Source organism: Candidatus Jettenia sp. AMX1 (genome assembly GCF_030263775.1).
Classification (GTDB): domain Bacteria; phylum Planctomycetota; class Brocadiia; order Brocadiales; family Brocadiaceae; genus Jettenia; species Jettenia caeni.
On record NZ_SZPP01000033.1, the window covers coordinates 1 to 26,460 of the forward strand.

Consider the following 26,460-nt stretch of genomic DNA (forward strand, 5'->3'; position numbering starts at 1 on the left):
TAAACAGGGAAAGGTTTATCTTTTCCATGAACTAAAACCCAAAATCAAAAACCTTAACCCCAATACCGCTCTAAACCGTATGTTTAAAAACCATTTTCACTAACATTGAAATTCCTAAACATTTTTTAAACTAAGCCTTCGGCAACTCTTTTAAGCCACGAATGAGCACAAATCTTTTATTTTTCTAGAAGCTATCCCAAAACCTATTTTTCTACGGAAACCTCTCCATCTTCACATGATTCCAGATACTACCAGTAAGATTTTTAGATAACTCCAGACCAGGTGGCACGGACAAACTTCGTTTGTCCGTGCTTATTTACCTACGTACATGGATATGGATTACAAAACACTGACAAACAAAGTTTGTCAGTGCCACCCCAGGAACCAGCTTACAAAGTATGAAAAATTCTCTCCTTATACCTGCTATATCTCAAATGATTCTAGATACTAAATTAAGGTCTTGGGATAACCTCTAGTATTCGTGTCTATTCGTGAATATTCGTGGCTAACTTTGAAATTCCTTTCTTAACCGCCTTGCGGAAGAAGTAAGAAGAATGGTGAATTTAAATTTATCTTACAGCATAACGGTCTATTATCCTTTTAAACCCCAAGAGCGATTTTTTTATGGTTTCTTTTTTTACACAAAAAGCTATTCTGATGTATCCGCTTCTTCCAAAGCTTTTCCCGGGAAGCACCAGTATCCCTTCTTTAGCCAGTTCTTGAGCAAATATGAGATCGTCTCCGGGAGTTTTTGGGAAGATATAATAAGCCCCCATGGGCCGTATAAATGAATAACCAAAATCCTGCAGGGCGTTACAGAACATATCCCTTCTTTCCTGATATTCCGCCCTGTCAACATGAACACCCTGAAGATTTGCAACGACGTGCTGCATAAGGACAGGGGCGCTCAGGTATCCAAGAACCCGATTCGCAAATGTCAGTGCCTCGATAAGTTCTCTGGAATTTTTTATCTCAGGATGAACTGCCACATAGCCTATCCTTTCCCCTGGAATCGAAAGCGGTTTGGAATACGAAGCCGCAAAGATGGTATTCGGGTAGATATTAAAGATGTCAGGAAGCTCATTCCCATCGTAAACGATGTCCTGATACGCAGCATCATAAATCAAAAAGATATCTTTTCCATATTCTCGACTTTTCTCGCCCAGAATCCTTGCGACAGATCTCAAACTCTCTTCAGAGTAAATCATCCCGGTCGGATTGTTTGGAGAGTTTATGATAATTGCCTTAGTACGGGGAGTTATCTTTGCAGCTATGCTATCAATGTTTAATGTGAAGTCTGCATTTGTTTCAACTCCACAACAAACCCCGCCGTGATTATCTATATAATAGGGATATTCCAAATAAAGAGGTGTCAGAACAATAACTTCATCCTCATGGTTCAGAATTGCCTTCAGGATAATATTTAATGCACCGGCGCCGCCAGAGGTCATAATCACATGGTGCGCGGTGAAAGGCAGTCCTCTTTCTTTTGACAGCGTCTTTGCTATTGCATCCCGTGTTTGAAGATGTCCTGCCAGAGCTGAGTAACCATGCATCCCTGGAAAGGGATTATTTGCAATCTTCTTCAATTCCTCAACAAACTCTGCCGGAGGTTCAATCTTCGGGTTTCCCAGCCGAAAATCATAAACTTCTTTCTCTTCTGAAATACCCTGGGAATGACCCTCAAATATTTTCACAACCCAGGATGAAGCGGCAATTCCTTCCTTTACTTTGTTAGATATTGACATACAATTCCTTTCCGAAGTTCTGAATGTACTTACTGGTACAGCATTCTTTCCGTATAAATGTTATCGTTAACAAGACAGGATATCTCTTTTCAAAACCTGTTTACAGATTTTCGTAACTTACTTACGTATCATATGCCTCAAAGGAAATAGAACGCGCACAACCTTTTCTATGGGGAAAATATAGATATAGTATAACAGATTGCAGGATATTTTTTTAATGAAATATTGTTAGACAATTTTTCATTTCATTGTATTATAATCGTATTCCTGAATGACCATAGAGAGTAATTCTGTTTTCATGTAGAGGAAATTCAAGGTCTTTCATGATGCTGTTAACCCACCCCCTACCCCAATGGTAGAGAGGCAGGATTTTGCGTCTCTCCAGGGGAATGAGCCCACCCCTTAGCCACATCCGAAGGGCATCGGGGGTGGGTAAAAAAGAACATTCGTCTGGTTTTGTTCTTTTCAACCCGACCCTTATATATTAAAGAATTTCCATTCTGTAGGGCAACCCTTCAGGGTTACTGTCTTTGTGCAGGTATTCAGGCGGGGAGGCAAGGCTAAAGCCTCGCCCTACATCGACACCGTTTTTTGTCGCTGAAGGCCTATGGTATACTCAATAGTATTTATCGAGGATAATTGTGTTATGAAAGCATTTTTACTTGCCCTGCTTACTGCCTTTATTTGGGGAGTTGTGCCCTTTTTAGAAAAGATTGGGCTCTCATCTGTTGAGCCTACAACCGCATATCTGGTAAGGTGCTCAGGCATTCTTATCGGGATGGTAATCGCTCTCTCGTATACCCCTGACTTTTCATCGTTTGGGAAGATGGGGATTCAATCCATTTCCTTTCTCGTCCTTGCCGGCATTCTGGCAGGATTTGTAGCACAGGTAGTATTTTATAAAGCGCTTAAGATAGGTGAGATATCGAGGATCATCCCTGTCACCAGTTGTTACCCTTTGTTCACCTTTATTTTGGGTTGGGTATTTCTTGGAGAAGAAGTTACTCTATCAAAGGTTATGGGAATGCTCCTTATCCTGGGAGGACTATTTCTCCTCAAATAATTTTGACATACATGAAGAATAAGGTTGGTTCGACCTTGCAGGTCAATGTCATTACGATGCAATGGTGGATTCACTTCGTTTCATCTACCCCTCCGAATGATTGAGGAGTAAGTGAGTAGGGTGAATTAAGCGGAGCGAATCCACCAAAATGACATTGTCTTGCAGATTGAATCAGCTTAAGCACGCACATATTCAGGAAACTTTTAGGAGGGGATGTATGGAAAGGAGTATGAGGTTTTTTGGATCATTAGCAGTTCTTTTCTGTACACTCGTTTTAACGGGAGGTTATGTATTCGGGGAAGACAACGCAGGAAGACTGACAAAGGAGGCATTTGCACAAAAAACGAAAAGACTTCAGTTGCCCTTTATCGTACAAGGTACATCGGGCGCTCTGCACACTGCCGGCTACCTCACTAAGTACCGTGCATCCCGCATCACCTGTGCTGGCTTTTATCGATACCATGCTCCAAAATACGTCTTGTGAAAAAGGACTGATATTAAAAGAAGAGCTTGTTAACGGGAAGCTTGCAGAGATAAAGGGAGAGGATGAGGCAGAGACAACGGTGAGTTATTTTAAAGGTAATGACCCATCGAAGTGGTGGAGTGGTATTGCGACCTATGGAGAGGTAAACCTTGGAGAGGTATACGAGGGGATTGAGCTGAGGCTGAAGGCGTATGGGGATAATGTGGAGAAGCTCTTTTGTGTGAAGCCGGGCGCTGATCCGGGACAGATTCAGGTAAGGTTGAGTGGTGTGAAACTTCCCAATCCCCCAACCCCCTTTAGAAAATGGGGATTTTACTGTTCTTTCTTTACCAAGGGAGAACAAAGAAAATTCTTCTCCTTTATTAAAAGGGAGTTCTCTCTCTTTTTTGAATCAAGAGAATTTTTCCCCCTTTTGCAAAGGGGGATCAAGGGGGATTACACATCAACGAAAAAGGACAGCGTAAGGTAGAGACAGAGTTAGGGAAGGTGACATTTACCAAACCGGTAGCCTTTCAGGAGATTGTGGGGAAGAGGGTTGATGTGGCAATGGAATATAGTGTTCAGAAGACAGAAGCCAGGAGTCAGAATAAAGAAGAAAAAAACCTCTCAACTTACAACTCCTGACTCTTCAACTTCTCAACTTGTTTATGGCTTTACGGTAGCATCATACGATACATCAAAGGAACTCATCATCGACCCCCTCCTGGCATCCATATTTCTGGGAGGCTCTAATAGTGATTATGGTAAATCAATTACTACAGACACAAAGGGCAACATCTATGTAATGGGTTATACCTATAATACAACAACCGACCTCCCTACTACGCCAGGCGCTTATGATACCTCTCACAATGCTTCATCTGATGTCTTCATATCCCGCTTTGATAGTAACCTCTCTGAGGGTGCCTGGTAGATTCGCTACTGCTTAATCCGCCCTACCACAAACCCGCTTCATGAAAATGAAAATTCCTACACAATCAAGTTACAAACTTCAACCCGCCCGAGAGGGTGGATCTGTTCAGGTACATAGAGACGCAAAATCTTGCATCTCAACAAGAATAATAAAGAGCACGGGTATATTCAGTTGCCGAAGGCACAATTTTACATTGACGTTGAGGAATTTCACTGTTTTGTTGTAGGGGCAGGTTTAAAACCCGCCCCTACTTGTGTTCGCCCCTGGCCTGTATGATTCAAACGTTTATGCTAGTTTCCCATTTGGGAGAATACAAGGTTCTCCCCTGCCTACTCTACAAAAAAGATTGCATTCTTAGATTAAATTTTATAGGATTTGAAGAGTTATAAAAGGTAATTTTTTATTATTTCTATCATCACATAAACGTGGAAGCATTTCCAGGGAGTGAATTCTGAAAGATCTAAGAACATTGGCGAAAAATCCGGGCATACGTCCATTGGTAGTCGCTAACTGCGTTACTCTCATTGACCAGCAAATTAAATCGAAAAAGGGGCTGTCAAGCGTGGTGGTAAAGACCGCTTATGGGTTGGTCAATGCCTTGAAGCCCAGGATGATTGAGAAGTCGGTCAATTCGCTGCTCGATGATTTTATCGAGCAACTTCAGGTATACTATCAGTATTATCAGAAGGAAGGTTCCAACGGTTCGCTGGAGCAGTATCTCTGCGCCCGGGCTGGTGATGTGGCTGAAGGCCTGCTACAGGTAACTGATCAGCGGGCTAAGTCCAGTAGTAACATGACAGTAATAAAGGTTTATAATAGGTTGCGCCCTAAGGGTAAGGAACATGTAGAGATCGCTGTGCCTGAACTTGGCAAAATTTTGGACAAGTATTTGACTAATATCTGAATATATGTCTTCGTGGTGTAAAAAGTTGCCTGAGACCCGACTTGATGCATAGGAATTTCCATTCTGTGGGGCAACCCTTCAGGGTTGCCATCCTCGTGTATATATTCAGACGGGGGGCGGCAAGGCTAAAGCCTCGCCCTACATCTTATGGCCGCAAAGGAGGTCTGTGATAGTTAAATAGTCTAAGGATTCTTTTCGGGTTCGAGGACGGTAGGAGCGACAATCCTTTTCAAGCCAGCGCCTTTAGCCGCATCCATAATATCAACAACTGTTCCATACGTGACATTTTTATCTGCCCGCAGAACAAGCGTTTTGTCATCTTGTTTGGAAAAGGCGTTTTTCAATACTAAGATAAGGTCTTTTCTTTCAACAGGTTCATTTTGAAAAAATAGTTTTTCATCCCGGGAAATCGTTAAGATTCTTTCTTCGAGTTTGCTGGTAGATGTATATTTAGTAGAAGGGAGTTCCAGTTTAATATTTGGTTGTTCTGTAAAACTAGAGGTGACCAGAAAAAATAAGAGTATCAGAAACAACATATCTACCATTGGGGTGAGATTTATGATAGATCTTGTAATACGTTTTTCCCGAAAGCGCATAGTTTCTCTCTCATAGAAAATAGTTATTGATTTTTTGTTTTTTCTTTAGATGGGTAAAGTTTATTGAGAATATACATGGAATATTCTTCCATTTCGAGGACAAAGGTGTCTACTTTTTTATCAAAATAACTATAAGCAACCAGGGATGGAATTGCAATAAACAATCCGAATACAGTAGTTCGGATAGCCTCTGCCAGTCCTGCAGAAAATGCTTTAGCCTGCCCTAAACCCAACTCTGATATAATTCCAAAGATATTTTCCAGTCCCAGCACCGTTCCAAGCAGTCCTAATAGCGGAGCTACCGCAGTAATAACCTCTAATACGAGCAGCCTTCTCTCAAGCACCTTTGTTTCCTGTCTCCCGGCAGCCTGTATATCAATAAATTTTTCCTCCCGTGTAAGATGGTTATTGATCAGGATTCGACGTAAAAGGTTCGAGAAGGGACCTGAAATTACCTCACACTTAGAAATCGCAAAAGGTATATCATCTGTATTCCGTATTGCTTCTATAGTTTGAATGATTTCTGGTTTCAATATTTTATTCCTGCGCAGATTAATCGCTCTTTCAATGATTACTGCGAGGGATAACACAGAACAAATTAATAGTGGTATCATTATAGGACCACCACCTAATAACCATTCCAAAGTAGTATTTCCTCCTGTTTAGAAAAAATAAAAATTAAATTTTACATCGATTGATGGCTCTTTGATATTGGATGGGAAAGGATTTAACGGCGCCGCATTTTTGACTGAGAATATGAGTCTCGATGCAAGCGGAAAATTCCCGGCATCATCTAAGATTTTCACATCATCGATTGAGCCATTGGGTAAAACCTTAAATTCAATAACGATTGGTTTATCATTTTTGGTCTCCAGCTTTATCTCGGCGCGAGTTCCGTATCCAAGGAACCAATACAGCGATACTCTATCCCGGATATGCTTAAAATAATCGGCATATTCGTGTTTTTTGACGTTAAAAGATGGCGCGCCCGGGATTGCCGAATTCGATATGGTATCCTCAAAGAGTATTGGCTCATTACTTGATCCCTCTTTCTTTGCATGAACATTAAAGGAAACCTTAGGTTTTTCTGACTCACCGGGACTCTCCTGTTCGTCCAATCCTCTTTCGAGCGCTCGTTGAAGCTCACTATCAGGAATCTCTGATGTCGTTGTATCAGGTTTGGGTGTATCTGAATCTATTGTTTCTTGTGTCTCGATGAGTTTTTCAGCAAATTTTTCAGTTTTTATATCCTCTTTCGTCTCTTGCTTTTCTTCTTTTTCCTCTATTTCTTCCTGTATTTTTTTCTGCTCTTGAAGTGACGGTAATAATTTTTTTTCTATTTCAGATTCCTCTTTTGCCTCATTTTGTTTCTCGGTAAAGAGCACACCTTCCTGACTGGCGAGTGGTTCTGCTTCTTCTTGATCGATACTGCGCTCCATAGTGAGCCGTTCTCTTTTTGGTATCGGTAAAGTATTTTCCGCCTGTGTTGTTTCATTCTTTCGTGTTTCGGTTAGCTTGACTATTTCTTCCTTTGCAGTTTTTTCTTTGACTTCTTCTGATAACACCTTAGGCTGCGGTATTTGAGAAGATTTCGACGGATGCTGTTGCTTCATCAACCCTTTCGGCACATTGGCATACATCGGTGGAGAATTTTTGTTACCAGAACTATCTCCAGGGATAAATGCCTGCGCAATAATCTCTTGTGGTTGCTGATGTCCTGCATCTGCAGGCGAGGGAATAGTACCTTTACCCAATAATGGCGCATCAGAGTGGCCTTCAGCGTGGGGCTCATTGTTGATCGTTTGTTTATCATCAGGGAAATTATCCTTTGCTATAGATCCCTTTTCACCAATTTTATCAGTATCATCCTTTGTTTCTTCATCCTCTATATTATCGGAGGTATCGGTGAATATTTTGTACTTCTTTTTTTCAGGCTCCTTTTCCTGTTCCTTTTCAACTTCCTTTTGTTTTGTATCCGATGTCTGTCCTGTTTCAGTATCCGCACTCTCTACTTCCAAAGTAACTGTATACTCGCTCGGTTCACGGATAAAGCTTTCCCGAAGTGAGCTAAGATTGAGAATCCGATGTGTCTGTGGCGATAAGAGGATTATGAGAGCGTGGATAGCCAGGGATGCAGCAATAAGAAAATAAAAAAGGTTTTTGCTGAAAAATTCTGTACGGGATTTAAAGGACTTAAAGGACATATCTTTGCGCAAGTTAATAAATTCCCAAATAGCTTCTAAAGTGTACCGTATACTAATTTTATTGTCAATGAGAATCTATGTGTATGCTGTAAGCCTCTTACAGACAAATAATACGTTGTTAAAAGCATCTCGTATAGCTGGCAAGAGATTTGTTATCATAGAGATGTGCCTTAATTATTGATAATTAAAAAAGTGATAAATTTTCCCCGTCTATCACCATTAACTCCCTTTATATTGACACCTATAAGGCATTTTATTATAATGACTCAGATTGTTATTAAAGATAATTACCGTATCAAACATGAGGAATATAAGGTTATGAGAGTAAAAGATATTATGGATGCATCTCCAAATCTTATTCGAACCTCAGATACCTTTGAGTATCTTATCAGAATGCTGAATGAGGTCAAATATCGTGTTATCTTTGTAGTTGATAAGGAAGATAGACTCGCAGGGATCATAACAGAAGCAGATATTATAAAGGTACTTATTCCCAAGTATATAACTTTTGATGAATTTCTTATCTCTGCGATGGATGAGAGTTATCTTGAAAAAAAATGTATAGAAAACAGAGATTTAACTATTACGGAGATAATGACAAAAACAGTTTTATCGGTGCATGAAGATGATACCGTAACTAAAGCTGCCGCCCTCATGGTTGTTAATAAGATCCATAACCTCCCTGTAGTAAGAGATAGTAAAGTTGTTGGAATCGTGCATCTTATAAATTTGATAAGGCATATTATGAATATCCTTGCAAAAGGGTCAGTATAGCCCACCTCTCTATAAGGAATTCCCTATGTTTTTTTGGATTGCTACCGGTATTTTTATCGTATCTTACGGATTCATTATCTCTGAAAAGCTCGATAAAACAAAGGTTGCATTAGTTGGAGCTGGTCTGATGATGGCGCTCAGAATAATTACACAACGTGAGGCCTTCTATGAAGAAAAATACGCTATTGATTATAACGTTGTATTTCTCCTTATCAGCATGATGATTATTGTTAATATCCTGAGTAAAACAGGTGTATTTCAATTTCTGGCAATAAAATCTGCAAAACTTGCCAAAGGAAGGCCCTTATGGATTCTTATCCTTTTCACCAGTATTACGGCGCTTTTTTCTACTTTTCTTAATAATCTAACCACTGTTCTGATTCTTGTCCCCGTTTCCTTATTTATTGCAGATGAGCTGGAATTGGATCCTTTCCCGTTTCTCTTATCAGAGATTATGGCCTCTAGTCTTGGTGGTACAGCCACACTTATTGGTGGCCCACCCAATATTCTGATAGCCAGCAAAATACAATTAACCTTTATGGACTTTATCTATAATTTAACACCTGCAATTCTCTTTGTGTTTTTCTTCTTTTTGCTGACTTTAAAACTCCTCTTTGGCAAGAGACTTCAGGTCAAAGAAGAGGCAAGACAAAAGATATTAGCTATAAATGAATATAAGATGATTAAAGATCGCAGCTTGTTAATAAAGTCTCTCTGTATATTAGGGTTGGTCATTCCGGGGTTTATTTTTCATGATAAACTTCATCTTGAACCTGCAACCATTGCTATTTTAGGAGCCGCCTTTTTGCTTATTATATCAAAGGAAAAACCACATAATATCTTAAGAGAATTAGAATGGTCAACCCTTTTATACTTTATCGGTCTTTTTATTGTTGTGGGTGGTGTTATTAAAGTTGGACTGATTTCTAAGCTTTCAGATGGTATGGTCTCATTCATAAAACCAGATGCAGAAAGCATGTTTCCTGTTGCAATGGTAATCTTATGGTTTTCTGCTCTTGCCTCAACCATTGTTGAAAATACCATTTTAATCGCCAGCATAATTCCCCTTGTTACTGATATGGCACATTCAATAGTACCGAAAGAGTTAGATTTTACATCCGTCGTCCAACATCCGACACTGATGCCCATATGGTGGTCTTTAGCGCTTGGAACTTGCCTTGGAGGGAATGCAACGCCTATCGGCGCTTCTGCGAATATTGTTACCCTGAGTCTTGCAGAAAGGGCAGGCTATCCTATATCATTCAAAAGATACCTTATCTATGCAATACCCCTGACGATTGAAATGATTGTTTTGTCAAATGTTTATATTTGGTTACGATATTATATCATAAAACTTTAATTCCCTTATTTTCTCCTTTTCTCAATCATTTTTTAAAAGAATCTATCGCCTTAATTTCAATGAAAGGAAGAGTGTAATGGAGTGGTTAGAATATCTCATACATTTCGTTTTACATTTAGATAAGCACTTATATGAATTAGTTACTACGTACGGCATTTGGGTGCATGTACTCTTGTTTTTGATTGTATTTGCAGAAACTGGATTTGTTGCTACACCCTTTTTACCCGGAGATTCTCTCTTGTTTGCTGCTGGTGCAATTGCCGCTACAGGGGCTTTGCATGTATATGCGCTTATTGCGATTTTGGCTGTTGCAGCGATCCTTGGCGATACGGTAAACTACTGGATTGGTTACTATATCGGCCCTAAAATATTTAAAAAACAGAAATCTCTGTTTTTTAACCCTGAATATCTTGAACGAACCTACCGATTCTTTGAAAAGCACGGCGGTAAAACAATTGTTATTGCCCGATTTATACCTATTATTCGTACCTTCGCACCCTTCATTGCAGGTATTGGGCGTATGTCATATCTCCGTTTTGCCCTCTACAACATCCTGGGGGCTGTTTTTTGGGTGCCTGTGTTTATTTATGCAGGTTATTTTCTTGGCAATATACATTTTATTAAACAGCATTTCAGTCTTATGATTATTGCACTTATCGTTGTTTCACTGATACCTGCGGTTCTTGAATATTTGAGACATCGTCAGGCAAAGAAGGAGGAAATAGCAAATAATTAAAAGCCTCCTATTATATTCGGATAGGCATAATAACAACGGGAATTCCTTTTGTGTACAATCTTCTCTGCTTGTTTCCAAACCTTGCTATGCTTTACCTGCTTATTTCCAAACCATGTCCTCATGAATATAGGGAAGTATTTGGGAACGGGCGGAAAGAGAGGGAAACAGACAGAGTCCGGAGAAAAACAATCACAGCAAGCGGTTACTATTTGAGCTTCCTAAACGTTTAATTGAGGAAAGAGATAAAGCATTATAGCATGCTTTATTCGATTTTGGATATGAAAAATTATTCATCTTTACTACATAACATGGAAGGTTTTTGTTTACAGAATATTTGTAGGGCGAAGAGTATCTTCGCCCTACGGCTATGGAAAGAAATTCATTTCTGATGTTTGAATAATACTTAAAATAAGGTAAAGTAATTTAACCGATTTTTGTAAATTTATCCTTAGGCGCGCCACAGATACGGCATTTATCCGGCGCATCCTTTTCAACCGTATCGCCACAGACCTGACAGACATAGTAATCTACAGTCTCATTCTTGCCCAAATTATTTAAGGCTTTTTGATAAAGATCTGCATGGATTTTTTCTACCTTGTTGGCAAATTCAAAACTCTGTAAGGCTTGTTTATTTCCTTCTTTTTTTGCCTCTTCAATCATCTGGGGATACATAGTTGTAAACTCATGCGTTTCTCCCCCAATTGCCTCCTGGATATTTTCCTTTGTGCTGCGGATACCCCCAAGCACCCGCAGATGATTATGGGCGTGTACTGTTTCAGCCTCGGCTGCTGCACGAAAGAGCTTTGCTACTTGTTTGAAACCCTCTGCATCCGCTTTTTTTGCAAAAGCTAAGTATTTTCTGTTGGCCTGTGATTCACCTGCAAAAGCATTTTTTAAATTATCTATTGTTGACATGTGATTTTCTCCTTTACTCCAATAAAAAATTTTTATTCACAGATAATTCCTTCCTGTTGCAATAATTGTTTACACCTTGCTTCCACTCCGTTTCCATTCCCAGAGATATAAAACTTCACCTGTGCTTTTAAAGGGAGGCAAGGTTTTTCTATAACGGTATTGTTAAGCAGGCACTCATTTTGGAGAACGGTCCTTAACTGTTTTGCTGTTCCATAATTTCCGTCTATAACATGAATTTCACCTCCTAATATTTTCATAATTTCCTCTTTTATCAGAATATAGTGAGTACAACCGAGGACAACAACCGAAATATCCTTTTTTTCTCTTGATGAAAACAGGCTTGCGAGATAATTTTCAATCTTCCTTCTATCAGAATAATCCTGCTCAATAATTTCTACCAGTCCTGCGCAAGGCATCAGAATAATTTCTGCAAGATGTGTATAATGAGATATCAATTCATTAAATTTTTTACTCTTTAGCGTGAGAGGTGTTGCCATAACAATAATCTTACCTTTCGGCTTCAGATCTACAGCGAGTTTCACCGCAGGCTCCATTCCAATTACAGGAAATGTATGCATTTTTCGGATATTGCTAATTGCGGCGCTTGTGGCTGTGTTACATGCAATGACCAGGGATTTAATACCGAGGAGGGATAGAAACTCAGCAGCCTTTATCGATAAAGATTGAACAATATTTTCCGGCTTGATCCCATAGGGAGAATGAAGCGTATCGGCAAAGTAAATAAATTCTTCATGGGATAGTAGCTTTAGTATTTCGGCCAGGACAGATATTCCACCGATACCTGAATCGAAGACTCCAATGGGCAATTTTACTTTTGAGTTTTTCATCTTGAAAATTTACCACAAAGGCGCTGAGAGCGCAAAGTACTAAAAATTCGTAGATTTAGGAGACAAATTTATGGGCAATCGGCATACGCCTTCCCGATCCAAATGCCTTAGAAGTTACTTTTATACCCGGAGCTGCTTGTCGCCTCTTGTATTCATTTCTGTTTACCTTCCTGATAATGTCATGCACGATTTTTTCATCAAATCCCATTTGAATAATTTCAGCAATGCACTTCGTATCTTCTATGTACGCCTTTAAGATAGTATCCAAGATGTCGTAAGATGGCAAGGTGTCCTGATCGAATTGATTCGGTTTTAATTCTGCCGAAGGGGCTTTGCTCATACTATTTTGTGGAATAATTTCTTTCTCCCGATTTATATACCTGGCTAGTTCATATACCATTGTTTTTGGCACATCGGATAGTAACGCCAGTCCGCCACTCATATCCCCATATAAGGTGCAATAACCTACAGCCAATTCCGATTTGTTTCCGGTTGTCAAAACAAGGTATCCATATTTGTTGGAAAGCGCCATAATGATATTACCGCGGATGCGCGCCTGCAGGTTTTCTTCGGTAATATCAAAGGACATCCCTTCGAATTCCGGTTTCAGGACATTCTGATACGTTTCAAATATTCCTTCGATCGGTATGATCTTGTAAGGAATCAAGAGGTTTCGGGAGAGTTTTACCGCATCTTCGATGCTACTCTGTGATGAGAACTGAGACGGCATGAGTACTCCAATAACATTGTCACTCCCCAACGATTCGACAGCTAATGCAGCGGTAACAGCGGAATCAATACCTCCGCTAAGACCAATAACTACGTTCCTAAAACCACATTTTGCTGCATAATCCCGAAGTCCTACAATCAAAGCCTTATGAACAGTTTCGATAGGGGTATAAGCTTTGGCCTGCAGTTGCACCGGATTTTCAATGTCGATAACCATCAAGTCTTCTTCAAAAGCGGCTGCCTGCGCAATAAGCTTGCCTTCGGCATTTATTGCGGAGCTATTTCCATCAAAGACAAGCTCATCATTGCCTCCAACCTGATTTACATAGAGAAGCGGAACTCTATATTTTCTGGCATCATGGGTAAGCATAGGCAATCGTATTTTCTCGTGTTTCTCTACCGCAAAGGGTGACGAGGAGATGTTGATAATGATAGTAGCTTTTTGAGAGATCAGGCTTTCTATGGGATCTGTTTCATATAAAGGACGTGTCCAAAATTCCTCATCATTCCATATGTCCTCGCAGATAGATATCCCTAATGCATTACCCATAAATTCTCCAGGGAAAATAGTATGTGCTGGTTCAAAGTAACGGTACTCATCAAACACATCGTAGGTTGGCAGGAGTGATTTATGATGGACGGAAACAATCTTTTGATCTTGAATAAATGCCGCAGCATTATGAACAAGCTTACCGTAGGGTTGTTTGTTTTTATCAACAAAGCCTACAATGGCAGAGATACCATAAGTACAATGGGTTATTTCATCTAAAGCCTGGAGATTTTTATCGATAAATGAAGGGATATCCAGGAGGTCCTTTGGCGGATAACCGGTAACGGCTAATTCCGGGAAAACGACGAGATTGGCGCCCTGAATCCTGGCGCGGTTGATATATGAGCAGATTTTTTCGGTATTTTTTTGAAAGTCGCCTACGGTTTGATTAATCTGTGCCAACGCAATTTTCATATCTTTAATGTAATATGTGGTTTTCTATTTAGCAAACAAATTTTGCATCACATATTCATATCCCTTACTATTCTTTCAGCCTCTTGTTTTTTTACCTCCAGTCCGTGACTTTTATATACCGGATATGTTTCTGCATCTGTTAAATATTTGAATGGGTTGGGCAAGTGTATAAGGTTTTCTGATGCGGTACGTTGAATATCATGAATTGTGGGCAAATTATAGCATGGTTTCCCATCCTTTATAACAGGTATTAAAAGGGGAATTCCTTCAATATTCTCACCCTCAAGTCCAATCACATCCTTTATAAAATTACCAACGGTATCAGTAATACGATATACCTGTTTTTTACCCGGATAGGTAACTTTTCCTTTACTCAGTTTCATTTTCGGAATGATTTTTCCCTTATGCCCTTGTTCAACTAATTTATAGACACCACCCAGTGCTGGGGCATCTTTCGAGGTTACCATTTCGGTGCCTACCCCAAAAGAGTCAATAGGCGCATTATTTTTTAATAAATCATCGATACGGTTTTCATGTAAATCGCCGCTAGCGATGATTTTGACATGTTGTAATCCTTTGGCATCTAAAATTTTCCGTACTTCTTTGCTGAGTTTTAATACATCACCACTATCGATGCGAACTCCTTTGATTTTGTTGCTAATCATAGCTGCGTGTTGCGCTCCGGTTAAGGTATCGTAAGTATCGATAAGCAGAACCGTATAATCAGGAAACGTCTCATAGAATTTATGAAATGAATCCAGTTCATTCTCAAAGGCCATGACCCATGAATGGGCAATGGTTCCAACCGCAGGTATCCCCAACGTATAGGCGGCAAATACATTCGAGGTGCTACTGCATCCACCGATAAAACTTGATCTGGCAGCAAGAATACCCGCCTGAGGACCGTGGGCGCGGCGTGTACCAAAATCAATTACCTCCCTTCCTTTGGCTGCGTATACAATCCTTGATGATTTTGTTGCAATTAACGTTTGGAAGTTGATTATTGAAAGCAGATATGTTTCTACAAGCTGTGCCTCAATAATGGGGGCTGTTACCCGAATCAGAGGTTCGTCTGAAAAGGCAATGGTTCCTTCAGGCATTGCATAGACAGTACCGCTGAAGGTAAAGTTTTGTAAATATTTAAAAAATTCATAGCTTACGTGCTTAAATGCGGGTAGCCGCCTTAAGAACTGAATGTTGTCCTCTGAGAATTTAATATGAGTGAGGTAGTGGACCGCCTGTTCTATCCCTGCTGTGATGAGATAGGAACGATTCTCAGGCAATTGGCGAACGAATAATTCAAAGGTTGTGATATCATGCACCCCATGTTCAAAATATCCGGCAGCCATCGTAAGCTGATAGAGATCAGTAACGATCCCCAGCGAATCCTCTGTTAAAAATAGCGATTGTGGTTCTCTCATAGGATAAACAGGACAAAGGAACGATAGTTTTATACAGGCCTGTATACTACTGAGAAATGAGTTTACGGTCAAGAAAAAGCCATAAGAAACGCTATAGATATATGCGAAACAATATCGAGAGGTTTTCTTTTAAGTTAAGTTGAAGAAATATTTTTTTACCTGGGTGTTTTTCTGTAATCAGGGCGAACATGAACACACGTTGTTCTTTTTACAAGAAGATACCTCCTTTGGTAAATCTAATAATACTAACGCATAAAACGAGGCACGGGACTCGAACCCGCCCTCTTAGTTTTTTATGTATTTGATATTAAAAAACTTATGATTTTTGATACCCTTAAAATAGCATTACCAATGTGTCACCAACTCTATAAACATAGAATTAGCTTATTGGCATAAAGGCCAATTGACTTAACAAGCCAATAGTGGAAGCTTACTATACTTTAGAAAGGCTTTGTTGCAACAAAGCCTTTCCGTTATATTCAGTCACAACTTGGTCACAGTAAACGAACGAATCACAGAGATATCGAGTATGTATTTATAGATCTATTTTCTTCCCATTTTTCGATGCATACCATCTTAATTATACTATTGTAATTGACGTATATAAATGGAGTTGATATTATACCTTAAGTTTGCATTGACAGTAAGATTTTGAGCATTATAAATAAGGTAATTTACAAGGCTGAAAATAAGAGTTAATTCCAGGGATGAAAAGATGAAGGTAGTTAAACTTAGCGATAATTTATATAAAAAAGTGGAAAAAGCTTCAAAAATACATGGTATGGAGGTTGACGACCTTGTTAACAAGGTGATAAATGAAGGTATTGAGTTGTTGAATGAAAAGAATATCCTCGAACTTTATAGAAACCGTAAAATTACCCTTCAGAAGGCTGCTGAAATGCTTTCTTTAGATATATGGGACATAATAGATAAATTAAAAAAGGCCGATATACATATCGACTATACCATGGAGAGTCTGATTGAGGACCTAAAATAAATGCATGAGGTTGTATGTAATGCATCACCCCTTATATTTCTTGCCAAAATAGGTCAAATTAATCTTCTTGATAATTACACTCTTTATATTCCTTCCCAGGTAGAATTAGAGATTAAGAACGGTATCAAAAGAAAAAAAGAAGACGCACAACTGATACTACGATATTTCGAAAATAAAAATATAATTTCTTATCGAGTTACTATTCTAAAAGATTTGCCGGAATTTCTTGGTGATGGAGAAAAGGCAGTAATAAGCCTTGCAGTGAGAGAGAATATTGAGAGAATATTTATAGACGAATCGAAAGCAAGGACTGTTGCGCGATTTAAAGGGCTTAATCCCAAAGGGACACTTGGTATATTGTGGGATTCATACAAGAATGGCAAACTTGACAAAATAAAAATGGAAGCTTTATTACTTGAATTGATCGAGAAAGGATACCGAATAAAAGAAGAAATATTTATAGAGTTTTTAAAAAAGTTCAGGTAAGGTTTTTCAGTTTTATTTTTGTTAAGAATATTCTTGGATCCCGTTATATTTTATTTAATTCTTCCTTTATGATGTTGAAATTACAGATTATCATTGACAGAAGGTAAGAATATGGTTGATTTAATAAGAAAACCAACACATCCAGGAGAGATCTTAAAAGAAGATTTTATGAAACCTTTAGGGATGACTCAATCACATTTGGCAAAAGAGATTCATGCTACATTTAGGACGATAAATGAAATTGTAAATAAGAAAAGAAGTACCAATTCTGAAATGGCTATAAGGCTATCGAGTTAAACACAGCAAACGATCCCTACAGGGGCATGGCTTGTCCGTGTTGCTGTGCTTAACTTGTCATTGCGAGGGTAGTGTCCGAAGCAATCTCTTGAATAGTTGAGAAAAGATTGCTTCGGGAAAAACCCCTTGCAATGACAAATACTTTAGAGCTTCTTATTGTAAATTATCTTGATGCATATGGGAACGCAGTCAGGGAAAGGGTAGATATTGTGATACGTCAGTCAGGCTTTACGATGCTACAAGGCATAGCGTAGCATCACAGTTAATCAATAAGGGTATTTTGCTTTTTAATGTATCACAAGGGTCTTGGGAAATACAGCAACATAAAGATAACAGAAGGATATGCTCATTCAGGCGTAGAAATGTAAAAGTTGATGTTACAATGCTATTTCTAAAAGGGGTGATCGTCACCAAGCTGTCAACAGAAGTAAAATTCAATTTGTAAATCTAATAATACCAAAGTATAAAACGAGGCCGACGGGACTCGAACCCGCAACATCCAGATCGACAGTCTGGTACTCTAACCAATTGAGCTACGGCCCCTTATTTTATAGAGCGATAAAACCTTTCATCATAATAATGGTGGGCGATATAGGACTCGAACCTATGACCCCTTGCTTGTAAGGCAAGTGCTCTAGCCAATTGAGCTAATCGCCCATAAGAGATTTAAAGTATATCATCACGTTTTTTGTGAGTCAACAGAAATTCTAACGTTTCCACAGGATAGGTAAAAATAGAAGTATTAAGCTATAAATTTCTAACCTGCCTAAAAGCATACAAAAACTTAATATCCACTTACCGGTATAACTCATATCACTAAAGTTAGCCATTGGACCCACTTTTGCCAGTCCCGGCCCGCAATTCGCCATACACGTTGCTACGGCGGAAAAAGCTGTAATCATATCAGTATTTAACGCCATTAATGCAAGCGAACAGATACCAAAGAATCCTAAATATACAACAAAGAATACTGAACTTTCCGTAATGATTTCTTCGCTTACTGATTCGCCATTGATCTTTACATGTTTTACCATTCTCGGCCTTAATACACGGACCAATTCTCTCATACTTGATTTCAGTAACAACAATATTCTCACACATTTTATACCACCGCCAGTAGAACCGGCACATGCGCCAATGAACATTAATAAAATGAGTAAGAAGCGGCAAATATCGGGCCATAAATCAAAATCAGCGGAAACATGACCAGTTCCGGTACAAACGGTTATTACTTGGAAAAAGCTATATCGAAAAGCATTCCCTAAGTCATTATAACGGTTTTTGACCTCAATATTTGGGTATTTTTGCCAGTTAAAATATAGTATCAGTGCGATAAATAAGATTGCTGTTAATATAAGACCTGCAAAGAATCGAAGTTCAGAATTTTTGAAGATTTTCTTAAACTCTTTCTGAAAACATTTATAGTAAAGTGCAAAGCTACATCCGCAAAGAAACATAAAGGCCGCAGTAACAATTTCCACGTATAAACTATTATAATATGCAGTGCTCGTGTTCTTTATAGCAAACCCACCAGTAGATACCGTTGTGAATGTCTGACAAATTGAATCAAAAATAGGCATACCACCACAGACGAGCAATATCATCATAGAGACAGTAATGACAAGATATATCATCCAGAGCAGTTTTGCTGTTTCACCAATTCTAGGTTTTAATTTATCGGCAGTTGGGCCGCTTACTTCGGCGCTAAAGAGCTGATATCCAGTAACACCCATTGCAGGCAGTAAGGCAACGAAAATAACAATAATACCCATACCACCGAGCCAATTAGTAAACGCCCTCCAGAAAAGAATGCTATGGGGTAATACTTCGACGTCTTTAAAAATGGACGACCCTGTTGTCGTAAAACCGCTGGTCGTTTCGAAGACGGCATCGCAATAGGTTGTACATACACCAGAATACCAAAAAGGAAGGGCGCCCAAAAAGATACATACGATCCAGCTAAACGTCACAATGGCAATACCCTCTCGGATACCGATGGCCTCAGCCTTTTTTCTTAAAAATATCTTACTGAATCCACCCAGGATGCCGGTAATGATTATCGTGTAAACAAATGCCCACATAGCAGCAATATCTTTGTAATACAGGGACACACCCAAGGGGACAACCAGGATACCGGCTAGCATAAGTATGAGATTGCCTACTGTATATAATACTATAGGAATATTCATAAGTGAGGTGCTCTAATCGGTGGATGTTTACTCAATCTTTTTTACTGGAAAAAAGGGATTGAATTTTCTCAATGGCGTTCGGGAGAGCAAAGACAATGACACTTTCTCCTGGGTTTATAATGGTATTGCCTCTTGGTATCTGCATCGTGCCTTCACGCACAATAGCTCCAAGAATAGAGCCTTGGGGAAAGGGTATTTCCCGAATCGGTTTACCTACAACCTTTGAATCTTTATCAGCAATAAATTCCATAGCCTCCGCCTCACTATGTTGAAATTTTACAACAGAAAGTGTATGTCCCCGCCGGATATGCTGCAGGATAGACCCCACGGTAATTAATCTTGGATTAATGACGATATCCATACCCAATGAATTGATAATAGGTACAAATGCAGGCTCTTCGGTAAGTACAATCGCTTTTCTTGCGCCAAGTCTCTTGGCTAATAATGCAGATAAGATATTAGTCTGCTCGTTTTCTGATAAAGCTACGAAAAAATCAGTAATATCAATAGATGATTCTTTGAGAAGGTCAACATCCAGACCATTTCCCTGAAGGATAATGGTCCGGTCGAGAACTGCAGCAGCTTGTTGTGTTTTTTCTTTATCCGGTTCAATTATGGTAACGCTGATCTTATGATCTTCTAATTTTTTTGCCAGTTCAAGACTGATGCGATTTGCGCCATAAATAACGATCTTTTCAACCTCATCTGCCCGTCTGTTGACCATAGGCAAGAAGAAAGGCAATGCCTCTTTGGCTACCAGTACGAAAATATTGTCACGAGGCAGCAGCTTTGTCTCACCGGTTGGAATAACCATCTCATCATTTCGCTGAATAGCAACAATAAGAAAAGAATCTGTTGATTCTACCTCCTTTAACTCGGAAAGTCTCTTTCCTGCTATGGGCGCATCTTCAGGCACGTTAAATCCTCTCAGGAGGATATCCCCTTCTGTGAAATCTGCGACATAGATAGCCCCGGGAGTGCCTATGATATCCATAATAGAATTAATGGTAATCTTTTCCGGATTTACAACGTGGTCTATATAAAATCCGTTTTGGTGTAAAATGGGTTTTTCATCAGTAAACTCGGGGTTTCTTATTCTGGCAATTCTCGTTTTAACACCATAGCTGTGAGAAAGCGTACAGACCACCATATTTATCTCGTCACTATTCGTAACAGCCAATACCATGTCCGTGTTTTGTATCCCTGCTTCCTCCAGAACGGTGGGTGAGCTTGCACTTCCCGACACAACGGAGACATCTAACTTTTCGGTAATTCGTTTCACGAGATCGTAATCCTTTTCAACGACAGAAATATCATGTCCTTCCATCGATAGTTGTTTTGCCAGATTAAACCCAACCGCACCTGCACCTACAATAAGAATTTTCATATAATTACAATTATCCTGAAATAGAACTATTTTTTATTTTCAACATTTAAGGACTCTTCCAATTCTGATTTTTGGCTTACCGTTTTTGAATTAAATAATTCCCTTACGGACACGTCTTTTAAACTTTGAAAATTTTGCTTGAATTCGCTTCCGCCTAAATTGAGATCTTCCACTTGTAAGCCGTCGATGAGGCTTTTTACATTCTCATACTTTCCTTGTTCAAACATAGCATTTGCGATATCCAAACGGCCTTGCCAGCATAATTGATTATTTCGGGATGTTTCTTTGATCCAAATGGTATACCATTCCAGGGCACGATCAAATTGTTTCATCTCTTTTAAGCACTGTATAAGATGGATTTTTATGGTATCATCGTCCGGAAATTGTTTTACCAGCTCTTCATAAATACCAAGCGCCTTCTGAAGGTCTTTCATGGTAAAGAGTGTTTTGGCTAATTTAATCTTAGCTTGTAAAATCTCTTCTTTGAATTCTGGTTTTGTTGAATATTCTGCAATTTGCCTTTCTAAAATAATTTCCGCCCTTTTGTAATCCTTGTTGGTAGAAAAGGTAGTTGCTATAGAATCCATAACCTCAAAATCTATCTTTTTTATATTCAGGAGAGATTCGGCAGCTTGATCTGCGACCCGTTTATCAACGTCCTGAAGCGCTTTTAATAACGATTCTATCGATTGTTGATTCCCTATCTGTCCCAACGCCGTTACGGCAGATTCTCTTACCCGCGCACTGGGGTCAGAAAGTAATTTGATAAGTGATTCTACGCAGAGAGGGTCACCAATTTTCCCTAAGCCATCAGCGGCATACCAACGTACGCGCTCCTGTTCATCGTTCAAGGCGGCAATTAAAGGCTCCATTGCGCGCGCATCACGGATCTTTCCAAGTGCAGCGGCTGTGCATTCCCGTGCTTTTGGTTCTTTATGTCCTAAAAAAGTAATAAGAGGATCAACCGCCCGTGTATCTCCAATCTGCCCTAAAGATTCTATTATAGAACATATAAGAGAGATATCGGTATTATTATTTAATGCTAAAATTAAATCTTCTTCTGCTTCACGTTTTCCCAGTTTACCTAAGGCTTTTGCCGCTTCTTTTCTGACCGCAAGGCTCGTGTCGCTTAAAGACTGAATTAAGGGTTTGATGACTCTATCGTCATTATCAATTTCTCCCAGTGCCTGAACCACTTCGATGCGAACCTCCTTCTGTTCGTCTGATATGGCATGTATTAATGCATTGATTACTGATGGTTCCTTAATCTTTACCAATTCTTTTGCAGCAAATATCCTTACGTTGGGATAATCACTCTCCATCGCCTCAATTAATGGCTTTGGGTCCATTTTATCAGACCGAACTTCAAGCAGTTTAATAAACTTTTGGGCTATTTCGAAGTTTAATTCCTCAATCTTTGATTCCAACTGTTGTGTATTCTCTTCCTGCTTTGATACAATATCCTCAAGCCATTGTTCACGTGTTTTTGATCTGTTACGGGTCCACCACTCTCTCCACCATGCTGAATCATTCATGTTGGGTTGTTTCGTAATCTTTTCCAGAGATTCCATGGCCACTTGTCTCAATCTGATGTCATCCATTGAAAGCGTTTTAATCAAGGGATCGACAGCATCCCGGTCATTTGTATTGCCCAATGATTTTGCCAGTAATAACTTAACACTTATAGACTGTTTAGGATCGAGCATTGTCTCAGACATTTTTCGTATAGAATTTCTTGTTTTCAACTTTTCAAGTGATTCGGCTGCAGCAGTTTGAATCGGAGCGGATTCACTATCCAATAAATCGATCAAAATATCTGTTGCGCGGTCATCTTTGGTGAATCCAAATGCATTAATGACAGATATCTGCACATCCTCACGCTCACCATTATTCCTTAATATCTTTACCAATGGTTCCTGTGCATGGAGAAGGTTTAAACCCAGAAGAGAAACTGCCGCGGAGCTTCTTACTGTGGGGTCGTTAGAGTAGAGCTGTTCTGTCCATTCCTCTAACTTGCGCTGGAGTTCAATATCAGTTTTTGTCACTACATTATCAATGGTAACTTTCTTAGAAAATACACCACATCCTGAAAAACTTATTATACTTATCGAGATGAGCAGTATTGTATAAATCTTTATTCTGATTTTTTCTGCATATATACAACTGTTTTCTGACATTGTTTCTATCGGTGTTTTAGAAAAGAGTAAGGATTCGTTATGGACTTTCAACAGGATATCAAATGTAGCAGATTTTACTTCTCAGGTCAACATAGAAGATAATCTCTCAAATTTTTATAGTTTCGATATAAAATATTGACAATAGCGATAAAATTGCTATAAAGCAATAGATATCTGTACAGAAAAATGAGATAAACGAAAATTGGAGAATATGGAATGCGGGGAAAATTAGTTGTTATTACCGGTATCGATGGTAGTGGTAAAACAGTGCAAACAAAGCTTTTGTATGAGCGTTTGCTAAAAGAGGGTTACCCTGCCGTCACTACAGACTTTCCCCAGTACGGTAAAACCTTTTTTGCCGATATGATTGTAAAGTACCTTAAAGGTGAGTTTGGCAGTGCAGAGATAGTAAGTCCATACCTGGCATCAGTGCTTTACGCAGGAGACCGATGGGAGTGCAAAGAACAAATGAATACGTGGTTAAGAGAGGGCAAGATTATCATATCGAACCGCTATGTATGTGATAATATGGCTCACCAGGGAGGAAAAATCAGTGATTCTGCTCAGAGAGAAAAATTTTTTCAATGGTTGGATATCTTAGAACATGCTATCTTTGCTGTCCCAAGGTCTCATTTGAATATCTTGCTCTATGTACCGGCAGAGATAGCGTACCGGCTTATTGAAAAGAAAGAACAGCGCACGTATCTCGGAGATGAAAAAAAAGATATTCATGAAGAGGATATACATCATCTGCGATATGCTCAACAAACCTTTCTGGAAATTGTGAAGGGAAAAAATAACTGGATAATGATCGATTGTATAAAGAATGGCCAATTGCTGTCTGAACAAGTAATTGCTGACAGGATATGGAATGTAATGGTGGATATGTTGATAAAAAAATGATAGGAAAGGTTGAGAGGAGGGCTCACATGCCAAAGAGAAAAAAAATCATTATCATGGGAGCGGCTGGACGGGACTTTCACAACTTTAATATGTGCTTTCGTGATAATTCCGAATATGAAGTGATCGCATTTACAGCAACACAAATACCAAATATTGCCGAAAGGCAATACCCTCCTTTATTAGCAGGTAAACTGTACCCAAAGGGTATCCCTATCGAACCGGAACAAAAATTAATAACGCTTATAAAATCCCATGCTATTGACGAGGTGGTATTCTCTTACAGCGATGTGCCGTATCAATATGTTATGCATAAAGCAAGCCTTGTGAATGCGGCAGGTGCACAGTTTACTCTCCTCGGTGCAAGGCAAACTATGGTAAAGAGTAAAAAACCCGTTATTGCTATCTGTGCTGTAAGGACAGGTTGCGGCAAGAGTCCGGCTTCACGAAAGGTTTGCAAAATTCTCAAAGAACTGGGGAAGAATGTTGTTGTTATAAGGCATCCCATGCCTTATGGTGATCTTGCCAAACAGCGTATACAGCGATTTACCTCCTATGATGACCTTAAAAGACATGACTGTACTATCGAGGAAATTGAAGAATATGAACCCCATATAGAACACAACACGGTGGTATATGCAGGAGTTGATTATGAAGCTATTTTACGAGAAGCTGAACAGGAGGCAGATATTATTCTCTGGGATGGAGGTAATAACGACATCCCTTTTTATGTGCCCGATATGCATATTACCATCGTTGACCCGCACCGTCCAGGAGATGAGATTACCTACTATCCGGGAGAAACGAATCTCCTGATGGCACATAGTATCATTATAAGTAAGGAAGATACGGCGGAGCCGGAGAATGTAAAGCGCCTGAAAGAGCAGGTAAAATTATTAAATCCAGACGCCATCATTGTGGATGCTGCATTACCGATAACTGTTGAAGAGCCGGAACTGATAAAGGGCAAACGAGTATTGGTTATAGAGGATGGGCCAACCTTAACACATGGTGGTATGGCCTTTGGCGCCGGAATCCTGGCAGCAGAGAAATATGGAGCAGGGGAGATTATCGATCCAAGACCCTTTGCCATAAGATCTATTGCTGAAACATTCAGAAATTATCCCCACATAGGAAAATTGTTGCCTGCGATGGGCTATGGACATTCCCAGAAAAAAGAGTTACAGGAAACCATACACCGTATTCCATGCGATATGGTGATTATTGGCACACCCATTGACTTAAGGAAGCTTATCTTTATAGATAAACCAACTGATAGGGTTCGCTATGAACTGCAAGAAATAGGCACACCTACCCTGAAAGAACTTATAGAAAAAAAATTATTGTAGCATGAAAGATCGAATTATCGTAATTGCCTTAGGAGGAAACGCCCTCATCCGTGAGGGGCAAAAGGGTACTATTGCAGAGCAGTTTGAGAATATCCGGAAGAGTCTGGATGGTATCGTTTACTGCTTGAAGCAAGGCTATGCGGTAATTATTACGCATGGGAATGGACCTCAGGTAGGTAATATGCTGCTCATGTCAGATGCTGGCCGGAATCAGGTACCGGAACTTACCCTCAGTATCTGCGTGGCAGATACTGAGGGCGCAATAGGATATATGATCCAACAATCCTTAACCAATCGGCTGCGAAAAGAAGGAATTGATAGGTGTGTAGTTACTGTCGTTACACAGGTTATTGTCGATAAACATGATAAAGCCTTTTCAAATCCCACCAAACCCATAGGTCCTTTCTTTACGAAAGAAGAGGCGGAATACTTCCGTCAGGAAAAAGGCTGGCACATCGTGGAAGATTCTCATAGGGGATACCGGCGGGCTGTTGCTTCTCCGAACCCTATCGGGATTGTAGAAGAGCGGGCTATAAAAAAGCTGTTGGAAGCGGGTGATATTGCCATAGCAGCCGGCGGCGGTGGCATTCCGGTTGTTATGAGAGAAGATGGAGACCTGGAAGGCGTTGATGTTGTAATTGATAAGGATCTTGCTTCTGGTATTCTGGCGCGGGGTATCAAGGCAGATTGTCTTATGATGCTTACGAATGTGGAACATGCCTTCTTAAACTTCAAACAATCAAACGAACATGCCCTCGGCAGATTAACCATAGATGATGCTAAAAAATATATGAAAGAAGGTCACTTTCCTCCAGGGAGTATGGGCCCAAAAATTCAAGCAGCCATAAATTTCCTGGATTGGGGAGGAAGATCAGCAATCATTACCTCTCTTGATAAGGTCAAGGAGGCATTGCAAGGTAATACGGGTACAATAATGGTAAAGGGTCTATAATCATTTCACCCCTTCGGGGTTATTTATTCGTGATTGTGCATTATCTATAATCATAACAGCCCTTTGG

Annotated in this window: 25 protein-coding genes and 2 tRNA genes; 14 read left to right on the top strand and 13 right to left on the bottom strand. The window is 39.6% G+C overall.

What is annotated here, in order from left to right; all coding sequences use genetic code 11:
• Positions 1 to 569: 569 nt before the first annotated feature.
• Entirely contained in the window at positions 570 to 1,748 is a 1,179-nt protein-coding gene (locus FBQ94_RS10705; protein ID WP_007221473.1) for a pyridoxal phosphate-dependent aminotransferase, read from the bottom strand.
• A gap of 646 nt (positions 1,749 to 2,394) precedes the next feature.
• On the opposite strand from FBQ94_RS10705, the gene FBQ94_RS10710 reads away from it, so the two are divergent.
• The 4 genes from FBQ94_RS10710 (at position 2,395) to FBQ94_RS10725 (ending at position 5,112) form a co-directional block, all read left to right on the top strand.
• The gene (locus FBQ94_RS10710) at positions 2,395 to 2,811 is read left to right on the top strand and encodes an EamA family transporter (RefSeq protein ID WP_007221472.1); all 417 of its coding nucleotides are present in this window, start codon (positions 2,395 to 2,397) and stop codon (positions 2,809 to 2,811) included.
• A gap of 332 nt (positions 2,812 to 3,143) precedes the next feature.
• A complete protein-coding gene (locus tag FBQ94_RS10715; protein WP_285442125.1) occupies positions 3,144 to 3,764 on the top strand; it encodes a DUF7948 domain-containing protein in 621 nt (206 codons plus the stop codon).
• A gap of 69 nt (positions 3,765 to 3,833) precedes the next feature.
• Positions 3,834 to 4,208, top strand: a complete 375-nt coding sequence (locus tag FBQ94_RS10720) for an SBBP repeat-containing protein (RefSeq protein WP_007221469.1) — start codon at positions 3,834 to 3,836, stop codon at positions 4,206 to 4,208.
• A gap of 469 nt (positions 4,209 to 4,677) precedes the next feature.
• Complete coding sequence (locus tag FBQ94_RS10725; RefSeq protein WP_007221468.1) at positions 4,678 to 5,112, top strand: DUF6918 family protein; 435 nt, start codon at positions 4,678 to 4,680, stop codon at positions 5,110 to 5,112.
• Between the two features lie 182 nt (positions 5,113 to 5,294).
• Here the strand turns inward: FBQ94_RS10725 and FBQ94_RS10730 are convergent, their stop codons facing one another.
• The 3 genes from FBQ94_RS10730 to FBQ94_RS10740 are packed head-to-tail and all read right to left on the bottom strand — an operon-like array spanning position 5,295 to position 7,924.
• Positions 5,295 to 5,708 carry an ExbD/TolR family protein gene (locus FBQ94_RS10730; RefSeq protein ID WP_007221467.1) on the bottom strand — a complete coding sequence of 138 codons (414 nt, stop codon included), beginning with the start codon at positions 5,706 to 5,708 and terminating at the stop codon, positions 5,295 to 5,297.
• A gap of 23 nt (positions 5,709 to 5,731) precedes the next feature.
• Positions 5,732 to 6,352: a MotA/TolQ/ExbB proton channel family protein gene (locus FBQ94_RS10735; protein WP_007221466.1), complete on the bottom strand. Its 621-nt coding sequence runs from the start codon at positions 6,350 to 6,352 to the stop codon at positions 5,732 to 5,734.
• An 18-nt stretch (positions 6,353 to 6,370) separates the two neighbouring features.
• Positions 6,371 to 7,924 carry an energy transducer TonB gene (locus FBQ94_RS10740; protein WP_007221465.1) on the bottom strand — a complete coding sequence of 518 codons (1,554 nt, stop codon included), beginning with the start codon at positions 7,922 to 7,924 and terminating at the stop codon, positions 6,371 to 6,373.
• Positions 7,925 to 8,173: 249 nt separating this feature from the next.
• On the opposite strand from FBQ94_RS10740, the gene FBQ94_RS10745 reads away from it, so the two are divergent.
• The 3 genes from FBQ94_RS10745 (at position 8,174) to FBQ94_RS10755 (ending at position 10,782) form a co-directional block, all read left to right on the top strand.
• Entirely contained in the window at positions 8,174 to 8,686 is a 513-nt protein-coding gene (locus FBQ94_RS10745; protein WP_007221464.1) for a CBS domain-containing protein, read from the top strand.
• 25 nt (positions 8,687 to 8,711) lie between these two features.
• Positions 8,712 to 10,046 (top strand): ArsB/NhaD family transporter, encoded by a 1,335-nt coding sequence (locus tag FBQ94_RS10750; protein WP_007221463.1) that lies wholly within the window; start codon positions 8,712 to 8,714, stop codon positions 10,044 to 10,046.
• Between the two features lie 76 nt (positions 10,047 to 10,122).
• Positions 10,123 to 10,782: a DedA family protein gene (locus tag FBQ94_RS10755; RefSeq protein ID WP_007221462.1), complete on the top strand. Its 660-nt coding sequence runs from the start codon at positions 10,123 to 10,125 to the stop codon at positions 10,780 to 10,782.
• 423 nt (positions 10,783 to 11,205) lie between these two features.
• Here the strand turns inward: FBQ94_RS10755 and FBQ94_RS10760 are convergent, their stop codons facing one another.
• The 4 genes from FBQ94_RS10760 to FBQ94_RS10775 are packed head-to-tail and all read right to left on the bottom strand — an operon-like array spanning position 11,206 to position 15,659.
• The gene (locus FBQ94_RS10760) at positions 11,206 to 11,697 is read right to left on the bottom strand and encodes a rubrerythrin family protein (protein ID WP_007221461.1); all 492 of its coding nucleotides are present in this window, start codon (positions 11,695 to 11,697) and stop codon (positions 11,206 to 11,208) included.
• A gap of 32 nt (positions 11,698 to 11,729) precedes the next feature.
• Entirely contained in the window at positions 11,730 to 12,545 is an 816-nt protein-coding gene (murI, locus tag FBQ94_RS10765; RefSeq protein WP_007221460.1) for a glutamate racemase, read from the bottom strand.
• Positions 12,546 to 12,600: 55 nt separating this feature from the next.
• The gene (locus tag FBQ94_RS10770; RefSeq protein ID WP_007221459.1) at positions 12,601 to 14,238 is read right to left on the bottom strand and encodes an NAD+ synthase; all 1,638 of its coding nucleotides are present in this window, start codon (positions 14,236 to 14,238) and stop codon (positions 12,601 to 12,603) included.
• A gap of 47 nt (positions 14,239 to 14,285) precedes the next feature.
• Positions 14,286 to 15,659, bottom strand: coding sequence for a nicotinate phosphoribosyltransferase (locus tag FBQ94_RS10775; RefSeq protein ID WP_007221458.1), 1,374 nt, complete (start codon positions 15,657 to 15,659; stop codon positions 14,286 to 14,288).
• Positions 15,660 to 16,374: 715 nt separating this feature from the next.
• On the opposite strand from FBQ94_RS10775, the gene FBQ94_RS10780 reads away from it, so the two are divergent.
• The 4 genes from FBQ94_RS10780 to FBQ94_RS10795 all read left to right on the top strand — a co-directional run bounded on the left by FBQ94_RS10780 (position 16,375) and on the right by FBQ94_RS10795 (position 17,693).
• The gene (locus tag FBQ94_RS10780; RefSeq protein WP_007221457.1) at positions 16,375 to 16,656 is read left to right on the top strand and encodes a UPF0175 family protein; all 282 of its coding nucleotides are present in this window, start codon (positions 16,375 to 16,377) and stop codon (positions 16,654 to 16,656) included.
• A complete protein-coding gene (locus FBQ94_RS10785) occupies positions 16,657 to 17,142 on the top strand; it encodes a PIN domain-containing protein (RefSeq protein WP_007221456.1) in 486 nt (161 codons plus the stop codon).
• A gap of 111 nt (positions 17,143 to 17,253) precedes the next feature.
• Positions 17,254 to 17,439 carry a HigA family addiction module antitoxin gene (locus FBQ94_RS10790; RefSeq protein ID WP_007221455.1) on the top strand — a complete coding sequence of 62 codons (186 nt, stop codon included), beginning with the start codon at positions 17,254 to 17,256 and terminating at the stop codon, positions 17,437 to 17,439.
• 131 nt (positions 17,440 to 17,570) lie between these two features.
• Positions 17,571 to 17,693, top strand: coding sequence for a hypothetical protein (locus tag FBQ94_RS10795; protein ID WP_285442127.1), 123 nt, complete (start codon positions 17,571 to 17,573; stop codon positions 17,691 to 17,693).
• A gap of 215 nt (positions 17,694 to 17,908) precedes the next feature.
• On the opposite strand, the gene FBQ94_RS10800 is transcribed toward FBQ94_RS10795, so the two are convergent.
• From FBQ94_RS10800 to FBQ94_RS10820, 5 genes are all read right to left on the bottom strand, one after another.
• Positions 17,909 to 17,982: transfer RNA gene (locus FBQ94_RS10800), tRNA-Asp, on the bottom strand.
• Between the two features lie 37 nt (positions 17,983 to 18,019).
• Positions 18,020 to 18,096: transfer RNA gene (locus FBQ94_RS10805), tRNA-Val, on the bottom strand.
• A 50-nt stretch (positions 18,097 to 18,146) separates the two neighbouring features.
• Complete coding sequence (locus FBQ94_RS10810; protein ID WP_007221454.1) at positions 18,147 to 19,628, bottom strand: TrkH family potassium uptake protein; 1,482 nt, start codon at positions 19,626 to 19,628, stop codon at positions 18,147 to 18,149.
• Between the two features lie 31 nt (positions 19,629 to 19,659).
• Complete coding sequence (gene trkA, locus FBQ94_RS10815) at positions 19,660 to 21,015, bottom strand: Trk system potassium transporter TrkA (protein WP_007221453.1); 1,356 nt, start codon at positions 21,013 to 21,015, stop codon at positions 19,660 to 19,662.
• A gap of 26 nt (positions 21,016 to 21,041) precedes the next feature.
• Complete coding sequence (locus FBQ94_RS10820) at positions 21,042 to 23,192, bottom strand: HEAT repeat domain-containing protein (protein ID WP_007221452.1); 2,151 nt, start codon at positions 23,190 to 23,192, stop codon at positions 21,042 to 21,044.
• A gap of 216 nt (positions 23,193 to 23,408) precedes the next feature.
• On the opposite strand from FBQ94_RS10820, the gene FBQ94_RS10825 reads away from it, so the two are divergent.
• From FBQ94_RS10825 to arcC, 3 genes are read left to right on the top strand one after another with little or no spacing between them, the layout of a single operon-like run.
• Complete coding sequence (locus FBQ94_RS10825; RefSeq protein ID WP_007221451.1) at positions 23,409 to 24,095, top strand: dTMP kinase; 687 nt, start codon at positions 23,409 to 23,411, stop codon at positions 24,093 to 24,095.
• A gap of 26 nt (positions 24,096 to 24,121) precedes the next feature.
• A complete protein-coding gene (locus FBQ94_RS10830; protein ID WP_007221450.1) occupies positions 24,122 to 25,441 on the top strand; it encodes a cyclic 2,3-diphosphoglycerate synthase in 1,320 nt (439 codons plus the stop codon).
• 1 nt (position 25,442) lies between these two features.
• Complete coding sequence (arcC, locus tag FBQ94_RS10835) at positions 25,443 to 26,393, top strand: carbamate kinase (protein WP_007221449.1); 951 nt, start codon at positions 25,443 to 25,445, stop codon at positions 26,391 to 26,393.
• Positions 26,394 to 26,460 lie beyond the last annotated feature (67 nt).

Excerpts from the sequence above, each read along its gene's own strand:
- FBQ94_RS10705 (WP_007221473.1), bottom strand. The coding sequence starts at position 1,748 with ATGTCAATATCTAACAAAGTAAAGGAAGGAATTGCCGCTTCATCCTGG.
- FBQ94_RS10710 (WP_007221472.1), top strand. The coding sequence starts at position 2,395 with ATGAAAGCATTTTTACTTGCCCTGCTTACTGCCTTTATTTGGGGAGTT.
- FBQ94_RS10720 (WP_007221469.1), top strand. The coding sequence starts at position 3,834 with ATGTGGCAATGGAATATAGTGTTCAGAAGACAGAAGCCAGGAGTCAGA.
- FBQ94_RS10730 (WP_007221467.1), bottom strand. The coding sequence starts at position 5,708 with ATGCGCTTTCGGGAAAAACGTATTACAAGATCTATCATAAATCTCACC.
- FBQ94_RS10745 (WP_007221464.1), top strand. The coding sequence starts at position 8,174 with ATGACTCAGATTGTTATTAAAGATAATTACCGTATCAAACATGAGGAA.
- FBQ94_RS10750 (WP_007221463.1), top strand. The coding sequence starts at position 8,712 with ATGTTTTTTTGGATTGCTACCGGTATTTTTATCGTATCTTACGGATTC.
- FBQ94_RS10755 (WP_007221462.1), top strand. The coding sequence starts at position 10,123 with ATGGAGTGGTTAGAATATCTCATACATTTCGTTTTACATTTAGATAAG.
- FBQ94_RS10760 (WP_007221461.1), bottom strand. The coding sequence starts at position 11,697 with ATGTCAACAATAGATAATTTAAAAAATGCTTTTGCAGGTGAATCACAG.
- murI (WP_007221460.1), bottom strand. The coding sequence starts at position 12,545 with ATGAAAAACTCAAAAGTAAAATTGCCCATTGGAGTCTTCGATTCAGGT.
- FBQ94_RS10770 (WP_007221459.1), bottom strand. The coding sequence starts at position 14,238 with ATGAAAATTGCGTTGGCACAGATTAATCAAACCGTAGGCGACTTTCAA.
- FBQ94_RS10775 (WP_007221458.1), bottom strand. The coding sequence starts at position 15,659 with ATGAGAGAACCACAATCGCTATTTTTAACAGAGGATTCGCTGGGGATC.
- FBQ94_RS10780 (WP_007221457.1), top strand. The coding sequence starts at position 16,375 with ATGAAGGTAGTTAAACTTAGCGATAATTTATATAAAAAAGTGGAAAAA.
- FBQ94_RS10785 (WP_007221456.1), top strand. The coding sequence starts at position 16,657 with ATGCATGAGGTTGTATGTAATGCATCACCCCTTATATTTCTTGCCAAA.
- FBQ94_RS10790 (WP_007221455.1), top strand. The coding sequence starts at position 17,254 with ATGGTTGATTTAATAAGAAAACCAACACATCCAGGAGAGATCTTAAAA.
- FBQ94_RS10795 (WP_285442127.1), top strand. The coding sequence starts at position 17,571 with ATGACAAATACTTTAGAGCTTCTTATTGTAAATTATCTTGATGCATAT.
- FBQ94_RS10810 (WP_007221454.1), bottom strand. The coding sequence starts at position 19,628 with ATGAATATTCCTATAGTATTATATACAGTAGGCAATCTCATACTTATG.
- trkA (WP_007221453.1), bottom strand. The coding sequence starts at position 21,015 with ATGAAAATTCTTATTGTAGGTGCAGGTGCGGTTGGGTTTAATCTGGCA.
- FBQ94_RS10820 (WP_007221452.1), bottom strand. The coding sequence starts at position 23,192 with ATGTCAGAAAACAGTTGTATATATGCAGAAAAAATCAGAATAAAGATT.
- FBQ94_RS10825 (WP_007221451.1), top strand. The coding sequence starts at position 23,409 with ATGCGGGGAAAATTAGTTGTTATTACCGGTATCGATGGTAGTGGTAAA.
- FBQ94_RS10830 (WP_007221450.1), top strand. The coding sequence starts at position 24,122 with ATGCCAAAGAGAAAAAAAATCATTATCATGGGAGCGGCTGGACGGGAC.
- arcC (WP_007221449.1), top strand. The coding sequence starts at position 25,443 with ATGAAAGATCGAATTATCGTAATTGCCTTAGGAGGAAACGCCCTCATC.